Source organism: Bacillus sp. EKM420B (assembly GCF_011065565.1).
GTDB lineage: Bacteria > Bacillota > Bacilli > Bacillales > Bacillaceae > Bacillus > Bacillus velezensis.
In genome coordinates, this window is sequence record NZ_JAAMNX010000005.1 from 241,112 (window position 1) to 260,993 (window position 19,882).

At 44.8% G+C, this 19,882-nt stretch carries 19 protein-coding genes; 7 read left to right on the forward strand and 12 right to left on the reverse strand.

The window, feature by feature from the left end; all coding sequences use genetic code 11:
• The first annotated feature begins 203 nt into the window (after positions 1–203).
• Positions 204–413 (forward strand): cold-shock protein, encoded by a 210-nt coding sequence (locus G9F48_RS16265; RefSeq protein WP_007408879.1) that lies wholly within the window; start codon positions 204–206, stop codon positions 411–413.
• A gap of 98 nt (positions 414–511) precedes the next feature.
• Positions 512–670, forward strand: a complete 159-nt coding sequence (locus tag G9F48_RS16270; RefSeq protein ID WP_165409795.1) for a hypothetical protein — start codon at positions 512–514, stop codon at positions 668–670.
• A gap of 30 nt (positions 671–700) precedes the next feature.
• On the opposite strand, the gene G9F48_RS16275 is transcribed toward G9F48_RS16270, so the two are convergent.
• Entirely contained in the window at positions 701–1,747 is a 1,047-nt protein-coding gene (locus G9F48_RS16275) for a TolB family protein (protein WP_165409796.1), read from the reverse strand.
• Between the two features lie 65 nt (positions 1,748–1,812).
• Positions 1,813–2,181: a septal ring lytic transglycosylase RlpA family protein gene (locus G9F48_RS16280; protein ID WP_003155798.1), complete on the reverse strand. Its 369-nt coding sequence runs from the start codon at positions 2,179–2,181 to the stop codon at positions 1,813–1,815.
• Positions 2,182–2,540: 359 nt separating this feature from the next.
• On the opposite strand from G9F48_RS16280, the gene G9F48_RS16285 reads away from it, so the two are divergent.
• From G9F48_RS16285 to G9F48_RS16300, 4 genes are all read left to right on the forward strand, one after another.
• Entirely contained in the window at positions 2,541–3,581 is a 1,041-nt protein-coding gene (locus G9F48_RS16285; RefSeq protein ID WP_003155800.1) for a 2,3-butanediol dehydrogenase, read from the forward strand.
• 188 nt (positions 3,582–3,769) lie between these two features.
• The gene (locus tag G9F48_RS16290; RefSeq protein ID WP_003155802.1) at positions 3,770–4,267 is read left to right on the forward strand and encodes an RNA polymerase sigma factor; all 498 of its coding nucleotides are present in this window, start codon (positions 3,770–3,772) and stop codon (positions 4,265–4,267) included.
• On the forward strand, positions 4,267–5,127 hold the full coding sequence (rsiV, locus tag G9F48_RS16295) for an anti-sigma-V factor RsiV (RefSeq protein WP_165409797.1): 861 nt from the start codon (positions 4,267–4,269) through the stop codon (positions 5,125–5,127). Before G9F48_RS16290 ends, rsiV begins: the two co-directional genes overlap by 1 nt.
• Before the next feature lie 271 nt (positions 5,128–5,398).
• Entirely contained in the window at positions 5,399–7,330 is a 1,932-nt protein-coding gene (locus G9F48_RS16300) for an acyltransferase family protein (RefSeq protein ID WP_165409798.1), read from the forward strand.
• 41 nt (positions 7,331–7,371) lie between these two features.
• Here G9F48_RS16300 and G9F48_RS16305 read toward each other — a convergent pair whose 3' ends face one another.
• From G9F48_RS16305 to gutB, 8 genes are all read right to left on the reverse strand, one after another.
• Entirely contained in the window at positions 7,372–8,376 is a 1,005-nt protein-coding gene (locus G9F48_RS16305; protein ID WP_101562782.1) for an SPFH domain-containing protein, read from the reverse strand.
• A gap of 26 nt (positions 8,377–8,402) precedes the next feature.
• The gene (locus G9F48_RS16310) at positions 8,403–9,164 is read right to left on the reverse strand and encodes a TPM domain-containing protein (protein ID WP_039062723.1); all 762 of its coding nucleotides are present in this window, start codon (positions 9,162–9,164) and stop codon (positions 8,403–8,405) included.
• Positions 9,164–10,189 carry a TFIIB-type zinc ribbon-containing protein gene (locus tag G9F48_RS16315; RefSeq protein ID WP_156736026.1) on the reverse strand — a complete coding sequence of 342 codons (1,026 nt, stop codon included), beginning with the start codon at positions 10,187–10,189 and terminating at the stop codon, positions 9,164–9,166. Before G9F48_RS16315 ends, G9F48_RS16310 begins: the two co-directional genes overlap by 1 nt.
• Before the next feature lie 50 nt (positions 10,190–10,239).
• Complete coding sequence (locus G9F48_RS16320; protein ID WP_060963426.1) at positions 10,240–10,926, reverse strand: PspA/IM30 family protein; 687 nt, start codon at positions 10,924–10,926, stop codon at positions 10,240–10,242.
• A 113-nt stretch (positions 10,927–11,039) separates the two neighbouring features.
• Entirely contained in the window at positions 11,040–11,357 is a 318-nt protein-coding gene (locus G9F48_RS16325) for a YjdJ family protein (protein ID WP_165409799.1), read from the reverse strand.
• A gap of 232 nt (positions 11,358–11,589) precedes the next feature.
• Positions 11,590–12,552 (reverse strand): carbohydrate kinase family protein, encoded by a 963-nt coding sequence (locus tag G9F48_RS16330; protein ID WP_060674424.1) that lies wholly within the window; start codon positions 12,550–12,552, stop codon positions 11,590–11,592.
• 101 nt (positions 12,553–12,653) lie between these two features.
• Positions 12,654–14,030 (reverse strand): MFS transporter, encoded by a 1,377-nt coding sequence (locus G9F48_RS16335; protein ID WP_165409800.1) that lies wholly within the window; start codon positions 14,028–14,030, stop codon positions 12,654–12,656.
• 73 nt (positions 14,031–14,103) lie between these two features.
• Positions 14,104–15,165: a sorbitol dehydrogenase gene (gene gutB / locus G9F48_RS16340; RefSeq protein WP_156736023.1), complete on the reverse strand. Its 1,062-nt coding sequence runs from the start codon at positions 15,163–15,165 to the stop codon at positions 14,104–14,106.
• Between the two features lie 200 nt (positions 15,166–15,365).
• Between gutB and G9F48_RS16345 the strand changes: the two genes are divergently transcribed.
• Positions 15,366–17,843 (forward strand): tetratricopeptide repeat protein, encoded by a 2,478-nt coding sequence (locus tag G9F48_RS16345; protein WP_165409801.1) that lies wholly within the window; start codon positions 15,366–15,368, stop codon positions 17,841–17,843.
• A 197-nt stretch (positions 17,844–18,040) separates the two neighbouring features.
• On the opposite strand, the gene G9F48_RS16350 is transcribed toward G9F48_RS16345, so the two are convergent.
• Complete coding sequence (locus tag G9F48_RS16350) at positions 18,041–18,430, reverse strand: hypothetical protein (protein WP_070081453.1); 390 nt, start codon at positions 18,428–18,430, stop codon at positions 18,041–18,043.
• 802 nt (positions 18,431–19,232) lie between these two features.
• Positions 19,233–19,832, reverse strand: coding sequence for a hypothetical protein (locus G9F48_RS16355; RefSeq protein ID WP_043866881.1), 600 nt, complete (start codon positions 19,830–19,832; stop codon positions 19,233–19,235).
• Between the last annotated feature and the right edge of the window lie 50 nt (positions 19,833–19,882).

The following is a 19,882-nucleotide window of genomic DNA, read 5'->3' on the forward strand; positions in this document are numbered from 1 at the left end:
ACATCCCCCCTTTTCTCCAGAAGGGGCTTTTTTTATTTATCCAAAAATAAAAAATAAGAAGGCGCTTATTTGCATATACTGTAATAACAGGAAGACGATGCACCCTCATTGGAAATCTGGATAGAAAAAGGAATTAGGAGATTAGGGAAAAGTATGAGACAATGAAGGAGTGCACGAAAATTCATAAGGGAAGAAGTGACTTTATGTCTTACTACAACAAACGTAATCAGGAACCGCTGCCTAAAGAAGATGTCAGTACGTGGGAATGCACAAAAGAGGACTGTATCGGCTGGAGCAGAAAGAATTTTGCCGGCAGTGATACCCCGACTTGCCCCCTTTGCGGCAGTAAAATGATCGACGGCGTCCGTTCGTTGGTAAATCTCCAAAACAATAATCAAACGGCATCAAGTTAGACCTCCCTTTTACGAGTCTCAACATAGAGAAGGCCTCCATGTCTCATGAGAGGCCTTTGCGTTATCATGTCCTTTTACGATGCAAAGGAGCAATGAACATGAAAAACGATCGGCAGCAGAAAGATCTGAAGGAAATGGCAAAACGGCGGAAAATAAACCTTGCCGCACAGTCATTCATCGAAACGCTTCATTTTGCCGTTCCGATTCTCCGTTTTTTCAAATGGCTCGCCTCAGCCGCAGCCAGCTTTGTTCATTAAAAAACACCCAGCGGGCGCTGAGTGTTTTTTTCATGATTGGATGACGGAAAAACTGTTGATAATGCCGTTATCATTTTCCCAGACTTTCTCGCATTTTTTCGTATCCAAATGATAAGCATAAATGGTCCGGACCTTCGCATTCCGCCCCGTTTCATCCTTCAGACGCTTAGCGCCTTTTGCTTCCGCCATGAAATAAATGATGCTGCCGTCTTTAGAAAACTGAGGCTGGGCATCAATCAGCGGAGCGAAATCCTTCCCGTTTGAGATAATCGTTTCATCTTTTTTCGTTTTGACATTCATCAGACGGATGGACGCTTTTTGTTCCGTCCCTTTTTGTGTATAAGATGTAAAGACAAGGTTCTTTCCGTCCGGTGACACCGCCACGCCGCTGATAAACTGTTCAAGGTTTGTCAGGTCCTGAAGGTGTTCGCCCGCTCCTGCTGCAAACCGGATATTCGTCGGTTCAGGGTCAATCCCCTTCTCATTTGCCTCATCCGTTTTTTGATAATCCTCTTTGACGGAATAATGCAGAAGCGCAAAATCGTTTTGGCTGCGGTTATAAAAGAAGCTGCTTACACTGTCGTCTTTCTCATCGGCGGCAGGATACAGATTTTCATAACGTTTCGTTTTCAAATCAAAAGATGCGAGACGGAAAATATCTTCATCCGCTTTTCCGAGACGGAAATAAATGTGCGTCAGATCCTTTGATAAAAACAGACTGTCAGCGCTTGCCGTTCCTTTATAAAGCACCGTCTTCTTTTTCGACTTCAGATCAAGCTTATAAAGACGCATCTCATTTTGGTCATTATTCCCGACAAAATAGAGCACCTGATGGGCGTCATCGAGTGCAAACGCCGGATATGCCGAAAGCTTTTCCTCGTACAGCACGCGGCCGTCCTCGTAATATTTCGTCATCAGATCTTTGTCTGTAATGGAAACTAGCAGCTTGTCATGGCCGCCGGAGACAACGGCTTTTCCGCCGCCGTCGCTTTTTCCTTTAATCAGTAAAACGGACGCGATGACCGCCGCCGCCAAAACGGCGGCCAGCAACATCCAGATCCATCGTTTCTTCTTCATTATCAATCTCTCCGTCAATCAGAAAAAGCAAGAATCAGAGTCCTTGCTTTTTAAGATGGTCTATTTTAATAGCTGTAGTGTCCGGATACTCTTCCTTTGCTTAACGGATATCCGAGCGCTTTGAACGCTTTCGGGCTGACATCCAATACGGCATTCGGCAGACGGCCTACATCATTTTTGTATACTGTGATAACCTTTTTCGGTTTTGCTTTCGCATAAGCTCTGATTTTCGTTCCGTTTCTCGGAACGTCAAATCCTAATTTTGTCGCGCAATCCCAGTGTCCCAGTTTTTTACCGGAAGATCCTTTTTTACCGACTCCATTATACCATGTAATATTTCCGTTCACTTTTTTAGCACTTGCATCAGAAGAGAAACTGATCGCTCCCAGCGTGCTTCCTGCTAAAATCAATAAGGCTAAGAATAACTTCTTCAAGCTTTCGTCCTCCTGATTCTTTATTCTAGGCAAAATTATACACCAAGAAGACGATTATAATATTTCAATCACTTTACATGTTCATTACAACGTGATGAGACATGCACATAACGACGGCACAATTACCTGTTCTATATAATTCCATGGTAAATTATACTACAAAATTTAATTCATTAGCGTTATAATATTCATAGAGTATTTCTGCATTCAATATGGACTTTTTATAAGGCCTATTGATAGTTGCATAATATGATATATTTTGAGAAATCAGGCTTTAGGAAGCACTTTATTCCTTTTAACCGTGGTTCATATTGATCATGTACCTATACTCGTTTCAATCAGACTAGGAGTGATAATCAATGAAAGCGGCAAGATGGCACAATCAAAAAGACATTCGAATCGAAAACATTGATGAACCTAAAGCAGAACCGGGTAAAGTCAAAATTAAAGTCAAATGGTGCGGGATTTGCGGAAGCGACCTTCATGAATATTTGGGAGGCCCGATCTTTATTCCGGTCGGCGAACCTCATCCGTTAACAAACGAAATGGCGCCCGTCACGATGGGTCACGAATTCTCAGGAGAAGTCGTGGAAGTGGGCGAAGGCGTCAAAAATTACAGCGTCGGCGACCGTGTCGTCGTGGAACCGATTTTTGCCACACACGGACATCAGGGAGCCTATAACCTTGATGAACAAATGGGATTCTTAGGCTTAGCCGGAGGCGGCGGCGGATTTTCTGAATATGTATCCGTTGACGAAGAATTGCTGTTTAAGCTTCCTGAAGAGCTTTCTTACGAACAGGGCGCGCTTGTTGAGCCGTCAGCGGTAGCGCTTTACGCCGTCCGCCAAAGCAAATTAAAAGCGGGCGACAAGGCGGCAGTTTTTGGCTGCGGACCGATCGGGCTGCTTGTGATTGAAGCCCTGAAAGCGGCCGGCGCCACAGATATTTACGCGGTTGAACTTTCACCGGAACGTCAGGAAAAAGCGAAAGAACTCGGCGCTATCATCATTGATCCGTCAAAAACGGACGATGTCGTTGAAGAAATCGCTAAACGCACAAACGGCGGCGTTGATGTTTCTTATGAAGTAACAGGCGTTCCTGTCGTTCTCCGCCAGGCGATCCAGTCAACAAACATTGCCGGTGAAACGGTTATCGTCAGCATCTGGGAAAAAGGAGCGGAAATTCATCCGAACGATATCGTCATCAAAGAACGGACCGTAAAAGGCATTATCGGATACCGTGACATCTTCCCTTCCGTTCTTGCACTGATGAAAGAGGGCTACTTCTCAGCAGATAAGCTCGTCACGAAAAAAATCGTGCTCGACGATCTGATTGAAGAAGGCTTCGGCGCTTTAATCAAAGAGAAAAACCAAGTAAAAATCTTAGTCAAACCGAACTAAACCGTTCAGCTGAATATCAGACACATCCGAAAAAGAGCCGTTCCGGCTCTTTTTTTCATCTCATCGTCTTTCCTTCCTTTTCCTTTTAAAAATGATCCCCTCTGCGCAAACTATTTTTCACCCTGTCCCGTCTATCCTTAGGCAGCAGCCTATGATACGTATTTTTTAAAAAGGAGCCCTTTGAAGCAATGAAGAACGAAACAGCCAAAGCGTCGCTTGTGACGTGCATAACTGAGCGCAAGGAAGACTTTTACCGGCTTGCGTACAGTTACGTAAAGAACAAGGATGACGCGTTAGATATTGTTCAGGAATCAATTCAAAAAGCGCTGACATCGGTCGAATCCGTCAAAAACCCCGATGTGATCAAAAGCTGGTTTTATAAAATTTTAGTGCGCACGGCCATTGATTTTCTCCGCAAACAGAAAAAACTGAAAGTGATGGATGATGAAACGATCGAGTTTTTAAGCCGAGGAAAGGAAGATCACTACAAAGACACAGACCTTCACGAAGCGCTTGATGACCTGCCGCATCAATATAAAACCATTATCATTCTGCGTTTCTTTGAAGACCTGAAATTAGAAGAAATCGCGGACATCACGGGGGAAAACATCAACACCGTCAAAACACGCCTTTACAGGGGGCTGAAGCTCATGCGCATTCAGCTGACGAAGGAGGATCTTTCTTAATGGAAAAGAGATTAGAACAATTAAGAGAAGAGTATAAAAGTGTGCCCATTCCTAAGGAACTGGACAGCATTGTCGAAAAAGCCCTTCAGCAAAAACCGAAGAAAAAACGAATCGTGATGTGGCCGACATCCGCGGCAGTAGCTGCGGCCGTCTTATTTACCGCCGTTGTCAATATCAACCCGGATGCCGCACAAGCCATGTCTAAAATCCCCGTCATCGGCAAAGTCGTCCAAGCCATCACATTCACGGAGGTGAAGGAAGAAAAGAACCAATCAAGCATTGATGTGAAAACGCCCGCTCTGTCCGGACTTTCCGATCATAAACTCGAAGACAGCATCAACCGGCATTATATGAAAGAAAGCAAAGAGCTGTATCAGGAATTTATGAAGGCGACCTCAAAAAGCAAAAAAGGCCACCTCAGTATTTACAGCGATTATGAAACCGTTACTGACACAGCGGATCTGATCTCAATCCGCCGTGATATCGAAAAAACGCAAGCTTCATCTTATACGCAAAGCCGTTACATCACGATTGATAAAAAGAATGAGGCCGTGCTTACGTTAAAGAGTTTATTTAAAGATGACCGTTATATCAAAGTCATCAGCGAAAATATTAAAGAACAAATGAAAAAACAGATGAAAGAAGATCCGAATAAAATATACTGGGTCGAAGAAGATGATATGACGGAGCCTTTTAAAGCCATCCGCGCCGACCAGAATTTTTATATTACAGATAAGCACAAACTTGTTATTTCATTTGATGAATACGAAGCGGCACCCGGATATATGGGCGTTACAGAGTTTACAATACCGACCTCGGTCATCTCCAAGCTGCTTGTCGGAGACCGCTACATCAGATAAAGAAAGAAAAAAATCCATGATATCCGCAGATCATGGATTTTTTCTTTCGTCCCGCAACAGCCAAGATGCATAAGGGACCCTTTTCATATAACAGACGCCGGACGGGGGCTGAAAAGTTTAAGAAAATCACAGCATTTCATTCATTTTTTCTGAAACAAAATCCCCTTCCGAATGCGTCTAATTAACGGAACAAATGGAAGACTGTACAGAAATCAGCTATAGCTATCCGCAAAACAGCGAGAATTTCCGCACACATTATTGGAGGAATACCATGTCAGACAAGTCACTGCATCACCGCTATATTCCCGGACTGGATGGACTTCGCGCCTTTGCCGTCCTCGCAGTTATCGCATATCATCTGAATTTTAACTGGGCCGACGGCGGTTTCATTGGTGTTGATATCTTTTTTGTTTTATCGGGGTATTTAATTACATCTATTATATTGCCTGCCCAGGGCAATGACATCACCCTTGATTTGCGTGATTTTTGGGTGCGCCGGATCAGACGGCTTCTGCCGGCGGCTTATCTCATGATTATCACGACGGTCATTTGGGTCGTATTGTTTAACAGCGAGCTCCTGCATACCGTACGCGGAGATGCGGTCTCCTCACTTTTTTACATAAGCAATTGGTGGTTTATCTTTCATCAACTTTCTTATTTCGACAGCTTCGGCTCCCCTTCGCCATTAAAAAACCTTTGGTCGCTGGCGATTGAAGAACAGTTTTATATCATATGGCCCTTCCTGCTGCTTGCGGGAATGTACATATGTAAAACACGGGCCCGGCTTGCGGCCGCGGTCATGTTCCTCGCGTTATGTTCGGCAGTCGTAATGAGTATGATGTATGTGCCCGGCGGAGATCCGAGCCGCGTTTATTACGGGACGGATACCCGGTCATTTGAATTGCTGATCGGCTGCGCTTTAGCTTTAGTGTGGCCGATGAAACGATTATCTTCCAAACGGCTGCCGAGCAGCATGAAACACCTGCTTCACGGGACGGAGCTTGCCGCTTTTGCCGCGCTGCTGCTTTGCGTCTTTTACACGGATGAATATGAACCCTTCCTGTACAAGGGCGGCATGCTTTTGATCAGCATCACCGCAGCGGTTCTTGTCGCATGTTTATGCCATCCGAGCAGCTTTTTGGGACATGTCCTTTCATGGAAGCCGCTTCGCTGGATCGGAACGAGATCATACGGAATCTACCTTTGGCATTACCCGGTTTTCGTACTGAGCACACCCGTGCAGGAAATCGGAAATCCGGTTTATTGGCACTGCGCCGTCAGAATCGGCGCCACTTTCATTCTTGCCGAGCTATCTTACCATTTCATTGAACAGCCGATCCGCACTGCGGGATTCCGGCCATTTTTACGCCGCGTGTTTCTGAACCGCTTTCAAGAATGGAAGACGTCCTCTGTCATCAGCAGAATGTCGCTCGGCCTCATTCTTGCCGCCATTCTCGTATTTGCGGGCGGGCTGTCAGGGATAGCCGAAGAGAAAAAACAGCCGCAATGGACGTACGCGCAGAATGATCAGCAAGAAACCGCCGCCTCTTCGCACAAAACGGCCGATCACGATCAGCCTGCAAAAGAAGAAGACAGCAAGAAAAAACACGGCGGCGAAAAAACGGATACCGCGTCAGACAAAAACAAGAAAGAACCAGCAGACAAATCAGATACGAAGAAAAACGACGAGAAAAAGGAACGGTCATCTCAAAAAACGGCTGATCCAAAACAAACACAGCCTCAGCAAGACGTGCTGGCCATCGGTGACTCGGTGATGCTGGACATTGCGTCATACCTGCGGCAGTCCCTCCCTCATGTCACCATCGACGGAAAGGTAGGAAGACAAGTCTCTCAAGCACTCCAGCTCACTTCGGAATATGCGTCATTTAATCAGCCGAACAAAGCGGTCATCATCGAGTTAGGGACGAATGGCTATTTCACAAACAGCCAAATTGAATCACTGATCAGCTCCTTTTCAAAAGCCGATATCTATCTTGTCAACACGCGTGTACCGCGGCAGTGGGAAAGCAAAGTAAACGAATCATTGCGCCGGCAGGCCGAGTCACGCAAAAATGTGACGCTTGTCGATTGGCACGCAAAAGCATTGCAGCACCCTGAATACTTCACACCGGACGGCGTCCATCTCATACCTGAGGGATCAAAAGCGCTGACATCCCTCATCGTTCAAACAATGAAATCATGACAAAAAAAGAGGCCCAAAAAAGGCCTCTTTTTCGTATATCGTCAGGCAAGCTTCTGTCCGCAATTCGGGCAAAAATTCGCGCCTTCCGTTTTCGTTCCGCAGTTCGGACAGAATTTCGGCTTAGCCGCTCCTTCCGAGCTGTTTGCCGGCGCCGTCCCCTGATTCTGCTGACTTTGATCCTGCTGCGGCTGGTTCTGCTGATTTTGATTCATTTGGTTCATCATTTGATTTGCCACATTCATTCCCATCATCATGCCCGCCATGTCTGAAGCGGCGCCGCTTCCGCTCATTTTGCCGGATGACATTCCGTCCGTCATGGAAATCTGCTGATAGCGGTTCACATCCCCCACCATGCCGTAAGAAGCGTTTTTCGTAATCATATCCTGAACTTCCTGCGGATAGTTAAAGCTCATAATATTGAATCCCGTAATCGACATGCCGTCTCCGATCAGCTGCATATCAAGATCTTCTTGAATCCCTTTTCCGATTTCAAATGAATTCGACTGCAGATTGAACATGTCTTTTCCTTCTCTGGTGATCCATTTCATCAAAAGCTGATCGAGAATAGACGTAATCCGGATTTTAATGTCCTCTACTAAATAGCTGTCTTTGACACCCGCAATCTTATCAATCAATCCGATGTAGTCAATGACCTTGAAGTTAAATGTGCCGTTTGCGCGGATCGGCATACCGCCCGGCATACCTGCCGCCGGAATGTTGATGGCGTTTTTTGTGCCCCACTTCACGGTGAACTCCTTCGTATTCACAAACAGCACTTCCGCCCGCATGCCGCTGTTAAAGCCAAACTTAAACCCTTTTAGTGTCGATAGAAACGGAATGATTTCTGATTCGATATCATAATCGCCGTCATCACGGAAAATCCCTTCAATCTTCCCGTTGTATAAAAAGATGGCATCCTGTCCCGGCCGGATGATCAGACGGCTGCCTTTTTTAATTTCACGGTTGTTCCATTTATAGAAAACCATGTCGTCTCTGAATTCTTCCCATTCCACCACATTTGCTAACTGATTTCTGAAAAAACCCATGTATGCTCAAATCCTTTACATATAATTTAAAAACTTCCCTTGCTTCCGCTGTAACTCGTGCCGCCCCTCGTGACTCCGCCGTCATTGTCATTATCTTTATCAGGCTTTTTTTCTCTTGTAATGTCGGTTCGGATATATGTGTCGTGCTGGCTCAGCACTTCAGACGTATCGTGATCCATATACGTGCTGCCGGTGACGGTGACCTTGCCGCCGGAATTGTACACCATCACGGTGACGGCGATTCCGGCCGCGGCTGCAGCGATAATCAGCTGAAACCACCATGTGAGCAGCAGATTGTCAGACTTGTCGTCCGGACTTTTCCCCATATCTTTATAAGCCATCTTGATGTAGGTCTGAAACGCCTTTTCATAATGGCCTGCGGAAATATCTGACGAGATCGTATTTCTGATCGTATTCAGCCGGCTGCTGTTCAAATACGTCTCCGCCTTTTTATATCCGGAGAGAAATACTTCCCGATCCTTCATATCAATAGTCAATATCGCCGTGCTTCCGCTAAAATGACTGTCATAAAAATCACCGGCATACTGTTCGATCTCCTTACCGCCCGTTCCGTTTGCGGTAAGAATGATAAAATCGGTATGGCGCTTTTCTCCCAGCTTCCCGGCCAATTCCTCAAGTTTCTTCGTTTCATCCTTCGTTAATAAATGAGCATTGTCATAAACATATTGCTTCTGTTCCGCGGCAGACGCCGATGTATGTAAAGAAAAAGACAGCATCAGAAAAAGGACAAAGCAGAAGAGACACGCTTTTTTCATCGATACTTTCATTAAAAACCGCCTCCTATCATAAGTGAGACGAGTCTTAATGCTAAAAACGCACCGGCGGTTATGCCGCCGAACCACGCGGCCACTTTTCCGGCACTGATCGGCGGTTTGCCGACAACCTTGCCCGTCTGCCCGTTCATCGCAAAAATGTGCTCAGCCCGCTCATAGTCGTAGCTGACCATCCAGACCGGAAGCAGTACGTAAAAGCTGCTGATTTTATCGGTCTGAATCTGCTCATCCGTAATGTCAGCCGTCGTATATCCGGAGAAGGTGGATCTGATATAAGAATCAATATAATGGCTGATTTTATCCTTCGCCCGCGGAAAGAGATCGTCATCGGTATAATTGTACTTTTCCGCTATATATCCCGCTAAATAGGCCGTATTAAATTCCTTCAGCTCACTGTATGAGTAAGGCTCCAATTTGTCCATTAATTCATCATTCATTTTTTCTGAAGCGTCGACCGGAATTTTGAGATAATCAAGATTGATATCGCGGTACGCGTTGTAATACTCGGTCTCCGTCACCCGGTATTCTCCATCATCATAGTGATGCACTCTCGTACAAACGGCATTGACCTGAACCTTGCTGTTTAAGTCAAACATCCAAAACGGCACGTACATGCCGGTTATGCTCTTCACCCGATCGGCAGTCATAAATCCTTTCGGTGTCAGACGGCCGTTTCGGCACCACTTTTTAAAAGCGCTCATGGCTTCTTCTTTACTGATCGTAAAAGGAATCACCATCGAAGGCGCGAGATTTCCCGATAATCGGTCGGCGAGAACGGCGGCTCCTCCGCAAAACCCGCACGTCGTGGCCGTCGTTTCCGCCTCAGTCATTAATACTGCGCCGCAGTTCTCACAGCGGTACTCGTTCGCCTCATTTTCGGAAAATCTCGTCGTTATATACTCTTTTGGCAGGCTTTCAATCTGATCCTGCCGCCCGCAGCTGTGACATGTCAGCGTGCCGGATGAACTGTCAAAGACCATATCATCGCCGCAGTTCGGGCATTTATAAGAAATGATCATTCTGTTTCTCTCACTTTCTCTTTATATCGGACAAAACTGCAGCCCGCTGTCTATTGATCTTTACTGAAAAGCATTTTCTGCTTAAGCGCCGCCAACTCATCGTCGACACTGCTTTGATTGCTGTCATATTTAGCTGTCAGCTCGTCAATATCGTCTTTCGGAGACGCGTTCAGCTCAGCCATCGCATTGGCATGATCAAGTGCCCGGTTGACCTTGTCTTCCATTCTGCCGAAAGCTGTCAGCGATTGGCCCGCATTTGACACAGAGGACCCCAATTTGTTCATTCTCTCCTGCGTTTTTGCCACAGACCACTTCGCTTTGATGGCATTTCGGCGCGACTCAAGCTCTCCGATATCAGCGACAAGCTTGTCATGCATTTTGCGCATTTGAGACGCGTTGGAAGAAGCGAGCTGATAAGCCGTCTGCAACTCAGTCAGTCTTGATTCAACAGCCGCTTTCCTTTCCAAAAATGTCCGCGCATCGGCTTCATTGCCGGCCTGCAACGCTTTCATCGCATAACTTTCCATCTTTTCGGCATCAGCCTGGCATTCCGTTAACGCTCTTTTCGCCCGCTGTTCCTCAGCCATGACAGAAGCCGTCTCCGCTTTCACTTTTCCTAAATCACTGTTCAGATTCCGCAAATATTGATCAACCATTTTTTCAGGGTTTTCAGCTTTATCCAGCAGCGCATTGATATTGCTTGACATGATGTCTTTAAATCTTCCTAAAATACTCATTTTTCATTTTCCTCCCAAAATTAAATAGTAACAAGTTCATAGTTATATATACTGTTTTTTTTAAAAAAAGTTTCATTTTCTCATGAATTTATGTATTTTATATGAAAATAGTCTCATTCAGCCCATTTGTGCCGGCGGAAATTCTTCACGAGCAGATACAGTGAGAACAAAAAATAAACAAACACCCCGATCATCAACCCGCTCACTAACGGATAATGCTTCGCAGCATACACAAAGAAATCCAGCTGCGAAATCTGTTCCGGACTTGTAATCGTATCCGTCCCATTCAAAAGCTTTGAGAATTTAGCCGTATCATTCCAATCAAACGAATCAGAAACAAGCTCACTCCCCTGATACCAATTGACAGCGGCGAGACAAAGAAAACAAAAAACAGAAAACGCGCATTGCACAATAAGAAAAACATGTTTCATAAAAAAAATTCCTCCGCGGTTCAATATCACAGGCCGTCACACTGTACATGACGGCAGCAGCAGAAACTTGGTTTTACTCAGAACGGATAAAAACATTATTGCATGTACTTCACAGCGGTTCAATTTACTGGATGCCTTTCTAAAGTATACCGTATATCGAAAAGGGTTTCAGACCTAAATAAAGAGGATGCTTCCCGAAGTCCGATGACTTTCAAGAAACATCCTCCATACTTTACAGTGATACTTCAACCTCTTTTAAGCTCGGCAAAGCATCAATCGCACCGATTTTGGTGCACACGAGCGCCCCCACCTTATTGGCAAATGAGACAATATCACGCAGCTTCGCAAAATCTTCGGCTGCCGTCTGAATCTCAGCCGTGCGCGCCAGCTGATACAGCGCCGCGCCGACAAACGCATCTCCCGCTCCCGTTGAGTCTATTGATGTCACCGGAATGCTCGGAATGACGTCAATATCCTTCCCATTTGAAAGAAGGGTGCCGCTTTTCCCGAGTGTCACCGCCACAATACCGGCCCCGAGCTCATGAAGAACCGCAACGCCTTCTTTATGATCCTTCGCACCGCTGATGATCTCAAGCTCTTCGTCACTGACTTTCACAAAATCACTTACGGCGATGGCTTTTTTTGCGGTGTTTATAAACTCTGAAACTCTTCCTTTCCATAAATCCTCACGGTAGTTAGGATCGAAGGAGATAAACTGTCCATTGTCTTTCGCAATTGACATCAGCCGTAAATAGGCTGAGCAAAACGGATCAGATAACAATGCCGTCGCTGATCCGAAATGAAGGATTTTCGCATCGTTTACCTTTTCCAGATCAATATCATCCAGCGTAAACAAAGCGTCCGCTCCTCTGTTAAACACAAAGTCGCGCTCCCCGTTTTGTTTTAATGAAACAAACGCAAGCGTGGTAGGCGCTTTCTCATCCATGACGAGCATAGACGTATCGACGTGTACGGCGTCCAATGTCTGCTTCAGAAAATACCCGAACGGATCTTTGCCTGTTTTTCCGCTGAAAGCCGCGTCTCCGCCCAGCTTAGCAATGGCTGCCGACACATTCGCCGGTGCGCCGCCGGCACTTTTTAAGAAATTGCGTCCTTCCGTCAAATCAACATCCACATCGGTACAAAAGAAATCAATTAACAATTCTCCAATACAAATAACAGATTGGCTTCCCACATTATCACACTCATTTATCAATTCTCGATTATAGTTTCAGTATAGTGCTTTCAGTCATAAATACAACCGTTTACATAGAATATTTTAAATTTTACGTATACTCATCTTGCAGCCCTTTGCTCCAGATCAGACATCATCTGCTGATATTTTTTTTCAGTTAAAGGATAAAAAGAAATAAGAATAATAGACAGCAGAATGAACAATCCCGGAATGAGCGCATTCATATTTTTAATCGCATTCAATGACGAGGCGGTCTGATCGGTATTCGCGGCATATCCGGCGATTCCGAGATAAACGGCCGAAAATGACCCGGCTAACGCAACTCCGAGCTTATTGATGAAACTCATGCTCGAAATCACCACGCCATCAGCCCGGACTCCGGTATTCCATTCCGCATAATCGACACAATCGGCAACCATTCCCCAAGCAAGCGTATTTAAAGGCGTCGTAAAAAATCCCGAAACGAAAAGCCAAAAGAAAATAAGGGGAATCGAGGAATACGATGTAAACTGAAGGCCCGCATAAGAAATCAGCGATAACGCCGCCGTGATGATCATGACCTGCTTCCGGCCCCGCTTCTCAGAAAAGAAAGGAATAAACAGATTGCTGATCAGCGCGGCGCCGAAAAACAACACGGTTCCTAAAAACACAAATTCCTTATGGTTGACGTTATACGTAAAATAGTACACCATCGTGCTGAGCTTAATGTTAAACCCGATCGCAAAAGCTAAAAATGAAGAAACCAAAATGAGCAAAGGCTTGTTTCGGAACAAAACAGACAACGTCTTTTTCATTCCTTGTTTTTTTCTTTTTTCAGGCTGAATCCGTTCCCGCACGGTAAAGAAGCTGAACAGATTCAATGCGATGCTCACCGCCGCATAGATAAGCGCCGTCATCTGGAATCCGAACGCCTGATCTTTCCCGCCGATGGCGTCCGCAAGCGGTGTCGCACAGGAAATCGATAACAGAATTCCGATATAAACCAAAATCATCCGGGTCGTCGTCAGAACCGTCCGTTCCTCCACGGAATTCGTCATCCGTCCCGTTAAGCTGTTGACCGGAATCGTCTGCATGCTGAAGGACATCCCAAGCAGAATATAAGTGATGTACGCATAAACCATGTTCCCCGTCTCGCCGAAATGAGGAGTCGTAAAGCATAAGAACGTAAATAACGCAAAAGGAAACGCCACCCATAAAAGATACGGCCTTGCCTTTCCCCACCTTGTATTCGTCTTGTCTAGAATCACCCCCATAATCGGGTCAAAAATAGCGTCCAGCACCCTTACGATAAGAAACAAAGCTGCGATTACCGCAGGCTTAATGCCGCCGACATCTGTATAGTAGAATAATAAGTATGCGTTTACAAACTGAAAGATAATATTGTACGACATATCGCCGAATCCGTAGCCGATCCGTTCCATCCAGGACAGGCCGCGATGTTTCGTCTTTACTGCCGCTGCTTTTTCTGTTTCAATCATCATTTCCCACCCCAAGAATCCGTTTTCATTTTTGATAAGCAAGAGGGAGAATGCAAAGATCCTCCCCGTTCACTCAGCGATTTGGATACACCATCACTTTTAAGCATTCATTTTTGTATTGAAAGGCGCGTTCCATCGCCTCTTGCGTCTTCTCCAGCGGGTATTGGTCCGTTACAAGATGCTTCGTGTCCACTATGCCGGAAGCGAGAAATTCAATTCCCTTCGGATACGTATTCGCATAACGGAAGATTCCGTATATATCAATCTCGTTATCTGCAATAAACGGCACATTGAGCGGAATCTCGTTCTGAGAAGGCAAACCGACAATCGCCAGTTTTCCGCCCCGGCGCACGGAAGCCAGTGCGGATTGCAATGCCGCCGGATTCCCCGCTGTTTCCCAGGCAGCATCAACGCCTCTGCCATTCGTGATCGTTTTGATTTCTTCACCGGCATCCTGTTCCCGGACATTGATGACATGCGTCGCGCCCATTTTTTTCGCGGCATCTAACCGCAGCGGCTCCAAGTCGGTCACAATAATTGTGCCTGCCCCGTATGCTTTCGCTGCCGCAACGGCCATCAGCCCCACAGGACCCATGCCCATGATCGCAACCGTTGAACCGGGCTGAAGCTTCGTTCTCGCGGCCGCATGAATGCCGACAGAAAACGGTTCGATCAAAGCCGCATCTTCATAGGAAAGTGAATCCGGAATCGAAAAAACAAAGTCCTGACGCATTTTGATATATTGGACAAACGCGCCGTCAACCGGCGGTGTCGCCAAAAACTGTACATCCGGGCAAAGATTATAACGCCCTTCTTTGCACGCCTCACAGCGTCCGCATGTGACACCGGGTTCGACGGCGACACGGTCTCCCACCTTGAATTGACCGACAGCCGATCCGACGGCGGCAATTTCTCCCGCGCATTCATGACCGAGGATAAATGGTTTTTCCACTACATAATTGCCTATTCTGCCATTTGTATAGTAATGCAGATCAGATCCGCAAATTCCGACAGCCATCACCTTAATCAACACTTCATCATGATTGATGTCAGGCACGGGCAATGTTTCGATTTTGATTTCTCTCGTGCTGTGCATAACCGCCGCTTTCATGTTTTGAGGCACTGTGTGAGTCATTTGGCAAAATCCTTTCTCTGCTTTGAAATGTAAGTGCATACATTTTTGTTTTCTCTATTACTGCCCCTATTTTATCTGCTTTTCCATACGTTCAACAGCCTTTCCTGCTGTATAAAAGGACAGCTGCACTGTACTTTTTATTTTTTCATATACAAAAAACACTGAATTGATAAAATAGTACTAATAGGAGGTGCAGGCTAATGGCTGAACTAGAAAACCGGACACAATTTGCAGAACTGCTGGCACCTGCCGTCAAATCGCTGAAACTTCATCCTGATTACAAAATCAAAAGGACAAAGAACGTAAAAGCAGGAAAGTCTTATATAGATCAAATCGCACTCCGATTAGGCGTTTCCTCTAACACGATCAAAAGCTGGATCGGACAGATGGGCGCAAACTACATTCCCGGACGAATTGACGACGGAAAGCTGTTCGGCATGATCTGGATCATTATCGAAAAGACTGACATGGATCCTGAATGGCTGACCGGCCTTCTGGAAACCACCACCATTCCCGTCATCACACCCGCATTGCCCGTTTGGACGGCGTCTTGTCTAAAAAAAGCAAAAATACGCCGGAGAGACGGATCATTCGGAGCGCCGACTGATGAAGATGTTGAAAAAGCAGTGAAGCGGCTGTTTCATGACAGACCCGGCCATGAAACGAATACGCTTACAAGAAAGTCCGTCACGCATAACTTACCGTCGCGCCGGACCGGGAACTTTATCGGACGCGGCTTTGATATGGAAGCGATCCGGCAATGGATGCTGTCCCCGTCACCGGTCTGTTTAATCACAGGCTGGGCCGGCATGGGGAAAACAACGATCGCTCTTGAAGCAGCCTACCTTTGTGCCGGCGGTTCACCAGACTGGCCGGCATTCAACAGCATCATCTGGATCAGCGCGGATTGGAAAGGATTGAGCTTCAGCGATTTTTTAAACACGATCGCCTATCAGCTCGGACGCGCAGAACAAATCGACAAATCCATCAACGAAAAACGGTTCGTCGTCCGCAATGCATTAGCCGCTCATTCAAACGAAAAACCGGTATTGCTGATCGTTGACAGCATTGATACAGCGGAACGTGACATTCACGAATTCATCATCGGTCTTCCGCAAGGCGTAAAAGTCCTCCTTACGGCACGGGAAAACGTAAAACAGACATACCGGGACGGCCTCGGGGAACTGGCGGCCATCCAGCTGAGCGGCCTTGAACAAACGGATGCCCTTGAATTTTTCCATCAAGAAGTGCACCGCTGTCTGCAAACATGCAACCTCCCGCAAAAACGGGAAAAGCTGGAGCTGCTGCTGCGGCTATCGCCTGACCTTAAGAATGAATTCATCTCGGCAGCCGCCGGCAACCCGAAGGCCATGGCACTGAGCATTGCATACATGTCAGACGACGACATCCCCGCTCCCCAGCTCATACAAGAGCTTAAACAAGCGGGTTACTCATTATTGGAATTGTTTGAGGTTCTCTTTGGCCGCACATGGGACAGATGTCATGAAGACACACGAAAACTATGGCAGACGCTTTGCTTTTTCGCTAAGCCCCCTGATGAGAAAAGCTTGGCTCAAGCGGCCGGATTAGACGTCCGGCGGTTTCATTACGCGATTGAGCAAATGCGGTCATATGCTTTAATACAGCCGGAACGAAGCGAAGGAAGAATTCAATACGCAGCCCATCAAACCGTTGTCGCTTACGGAGAACAGCACTTATCAGAAAATCAAGAATTTGCAAAAGAAGCCCGCAGCCGCTGGGCGCATTATTATATTGATTATGCGGAAACCCATATAAAACGGGAACGGCCGAATTCCGTCTATTGGAGCTACCTGCTGGGACGGAATTTAGAGCAAATGAAAAAAGAATGGCCGAACATCCTAAAGGTCATCGAATGGTCGAGTGAAACCGGACAACATGACATCCTGATCAAACTCATCATCCGCATCAGCCATTTTCTAAGCAGAATCAATCTGTCCCTGCGAATCGAATATGGATTAAAAGCCGCCGATGCCGCCCGTCAATCAGGCGAACACATGTGGGAAGCCTACTTCAGGATCGACACGGCAGGCTGGGCGCTGATGGAAGTCAACGATTCAGACGGAGCCCTCAGGCAAATAGAAGCAGGCCTGAAGATACTCGAACAATCAGGTGGGCCGGATCACGACGACTTGAAAGTATGGGGAACCGCCCTGCAATCGAGGCTGCTGTTAAAAACCGGAGAACCGGACAAAGCGGCAGCAATGCTGGATGGCATCAAAGATCAGCCCGTCTCCCCCATTATCCGGCACAGGGTTCTTCTGGTCCGCGGCGACCTGAGTTTCGCCCGCTCTCACTACGAAGAAGCCATCACATTATACGAAGCGGCGAACACAACCAGCGCCGCATACGGCGGCGAAAAAACGATAGAAGCCTATTTCAACCTGGGCATGGCTTACGTCAAGTGTGATCAGCTCGAAAAAGCGGAAAAAGCCTTTGAACAAATGCTCTATGACAAACACAACGCCAATCAAGTTGAGTTGATCTATTACTATTACGGAATGGCACAGCTGTTGTACCGAAAAGGAGAAAATAAGAAAGCGATGGAATCGAATCAGAAAGCCATTCGTCTGATTGATTCGTGGGAGCCTGGGATTGGGATTCGGGGTGAGGTGGAGCAAATGGATATTCTCATTTAAAAGACAACTACATTGCGGCTAGCGGTACAAGCTTTGAAAAACACTCATGACCTTGTTGTTTTTAAAGATAAAAAGGTATCTTTATCAGTACAGTAAATTGATTAAGATACCTTGATTGAAAAATTATTATTTCACAGAAAACAAATTTCTAAAGTTAAACCTTTTAACAACAAGAGGTTAATACTTATACAGCCGTATTAATGCTGTACTGTAATATAATGTTTTAGTTCACCTGACCAATATCTTCCTCCCCAATCCTGTCCAACTTGCACATCATACTTACCTGCAGGAAGATTTTTCGTTGAAAAACTCACACGAAAATTACGTGAACCAATACTATGCAAAATATCTTTTCTGGCAATTACCTTACCTTTATTATTTAATATAATTACTGAAAAGCCATTATCTAAATCCCTAGCCAAAGTACCAGTAACCACAATGGAAGTAGCTCTTTTCGTATATGTATTAGCATCTGTTTTAAATTTGATTGTACCTTTCGAATCCATAGCTAATGCTTCTGACCCGCCTGCGAAAATGGCAACTCCCAAAAGTGCTGCTGTAAACAGGGTCATTACTAACTTTTTCATCTTTAGAATTCCTCTTTTCTTTTTAATATTTTAAATTCACAATTATAATAACATATTTTCCTAAAAAAACAGAGGTTTTTCCATATCTTTCTTCTGAGAAATGAATAAGTATGATAGAAATTTATTAATATTAATGCAAATTTAAGATTCTTGTGTAATGAAGCTTAAAATTTGAAGTATCATCTATAAAACCTTTGCCAAGGTATCCAATAAACCCATATACACGAATAAAAGATTACAAAGTGCTAAACAAATACACTTTTATAAAAAATTTTATTTTTTCCATTCTAGCCGGCGGATGCGAGGAGAATTTGTTCGCGCGCATTTTATTTGCCTGCTCGAAACAACGAATCAGTGATTGGTTTCATCTCCAAAATTGCGTTCTATTTTTTCATAGGATTTTTTTCCTGAAACTTTAAGTGATTTTTCCAACCTCTTCTTTTCTTTTGGTTTTCCCATACATGCAGGGTGATGACTTTTCGACGGAGCTTTGATTTTGTGCAGTTCTAAAATGGATATGGGGTAGAAAACACAATGTGAATAACAGCATGATAAGTGACACTATCCCTAAATATCTCCTCATGTTTTCCCCCTTTCTCTTTCCTTCCATACTATTAAATTTATTTTTATAATAGCTTATATCTTGAGAAAACAAGACTATTATAATACCCTTGAACTGCATTTAAATTTGGCTTACCGTTATTATTTAATAAAGATCTGTGCAATGAAAACTCTTTCTGTCCGATATACCCTTAAGTATTCCTAATCAACATTATGCTGTTGAGTTCAAATATTTCTTAATTCAAACTCTAGTTCTTCTGCCCTTTTTCAAGATCCAAACAAGTAATGCAATAAAAACGACATTAAATATAAACGCAGAAATAACATAAGTTTCATCTGAAACGCCAATATACTTCCCTTTCGATTCTAAGAGATTCCTTACTTGTTTACTCCATAAAGAACCATTCAGCGAACTATCGTCTGCTCCAAATGTAATTTGTGCTGTTTCCTTATTGCTACTTGTAATATTAACACCATAAAATACTGTATACCTATTGTTATAAAAGATAGGCATATAAGAATAGTCAGAAACTAAAGGCTTTACCTTTTTGGCAGGTAATGATACGTACAAAATCGCAGAGTAATTACCTATCCCTGTTTCAAATTGCTCAGCTTTAATAAACTTCGTATTTGAAGGTAGATCAATATTATAAAAATGCTCAAAAATTTGAATATCTTCTTCCGAAAAATCTGTTAATTGGTAGTAATGCGGATCAATAATACATTTATGAAAATACCATCCATTAAACAATAAAAAAAAGGCACTTATTAAAATTACTAATACTGCCTTATATATAATCTTTAACTGTATCACAATGATATGCGCCCCCTCAATATGCATTATAACGCTTTTCCCAAAAGTAAATCAAAACAGCGATTTACTTTTGGGAA

Coding starts and splice junctions, on each gene's coding strand:
- G9F48_RS16315 (WP_156736026.1), bottom strand. CDS start 10,189: ATGATCATTTCTTATAAATGCCCGAACTGCGGCGATGATATGGTCTTT.
- G9F48_RS16290 (WP_003155802.1), top strand. CDS start 3,770: ATGAAGAACGAAACAGCCAAAGCGTCGCTTGTGACGTGCATAACTGAG.
- G9F48_RS16285 (WP_003155800.1), top strand. CDS start 2,541: ATGAAAGCGGCAAGATGGCACAATCAAAAAGACATTCGAATCGAAAAC.
- G9F48_RS16350 (WP_070081453.1), bottom strand. CDS start 18,430: ATGAAAAAGTTAGTAATGACCCTGTTTACAGCAGCACTTTTGGGAGTT.
- rsiV (WP_165409797.1), top strand. CDS start 4,267: ATGGAAAAGAGATTAGAACAATTAAGAGAAGAGTATAAAAGTGTGCCC.
- gutB (WP_156736023.1), bottom strand. CDS start 15,165: ATGACTCACACAGTGCCTCAAAACATGAAAGCGGCGGTTATGCACAGC.
- G9F48_RS16335 (WP_165409800.1), bottom strand. CDS start 14,030: ATGATTGAAACAGAAAAAGCAGCGGCAGTAAAGACGAAACATCGCGGC.
- G9F48_RS16320 (WP_060963426.1), bottom strand. CDS start 10,926: ATGAGTATTTTAGGAAGATTTAAAGACATCATGTCAAGCAATATCAAT.
- G9F48_RS16325 (WP_165409799.1), bottom strand. CDS start 11,357: ATGAAACATGTTTTTCTTATTGTGCAATGCGCGTTTTCTGTTTTTTGT.
- G9F48_RS16265 (WP_007408879.1), top strand. CDS start 204: ATGTCTTACTACAACAAACGTAATCAGGAACCGCTGCCTAAAGAAGAT.
- G9F48_RS16355 (WP_043866881.1), bottom strand. CDS start 19,832: ATGCATATTGAGGGGGCGCATATCATTGTGATACAGTTAAAGATTATA.
- G9F48_RS16300 (WP_165409798.1), top strand. CDS start 5,399: ATGTCAGACAAGTCACTGCATCACCGCTATATTCCCGGACTGGATGGA.
- G9F48_RS16270 (WP_165409795.1), top strand. CDS start 512: ATGAAAAACGATCGGCAGCAGAAAGATCTGAAGGAAATGGCAAAACGG.
- G9F48_RS16345 (WP_165409801.1), top strand. CDS start 15,366: ATGGCTGAACTAGAAAACCGGACACAATTTGCAGAACTGCTGGCACCT.
- G9F48_RS16310 (WP_039062723.1), bottom strand. CDS start 9,164: ATGAAAGTATCGATGAAAAAAGCGTGTCTCTTCTGCTTTGTCCTTTTT.
- G9F48_RS16275 (WP_165409796.1), bottom strand. CDS start 1,747: ATGAAGAAGAAACGATGGATCTGGATGTTGCTGGCCGCCGTTTTGGCG.
- G9F48_RS16305 (WP_101562782.1), bottom strand. CDS start 8,376: ATGGGTTTTTTCAGAAATCAGTTAGCAAATGTGGTGGAATGGGAAGAA.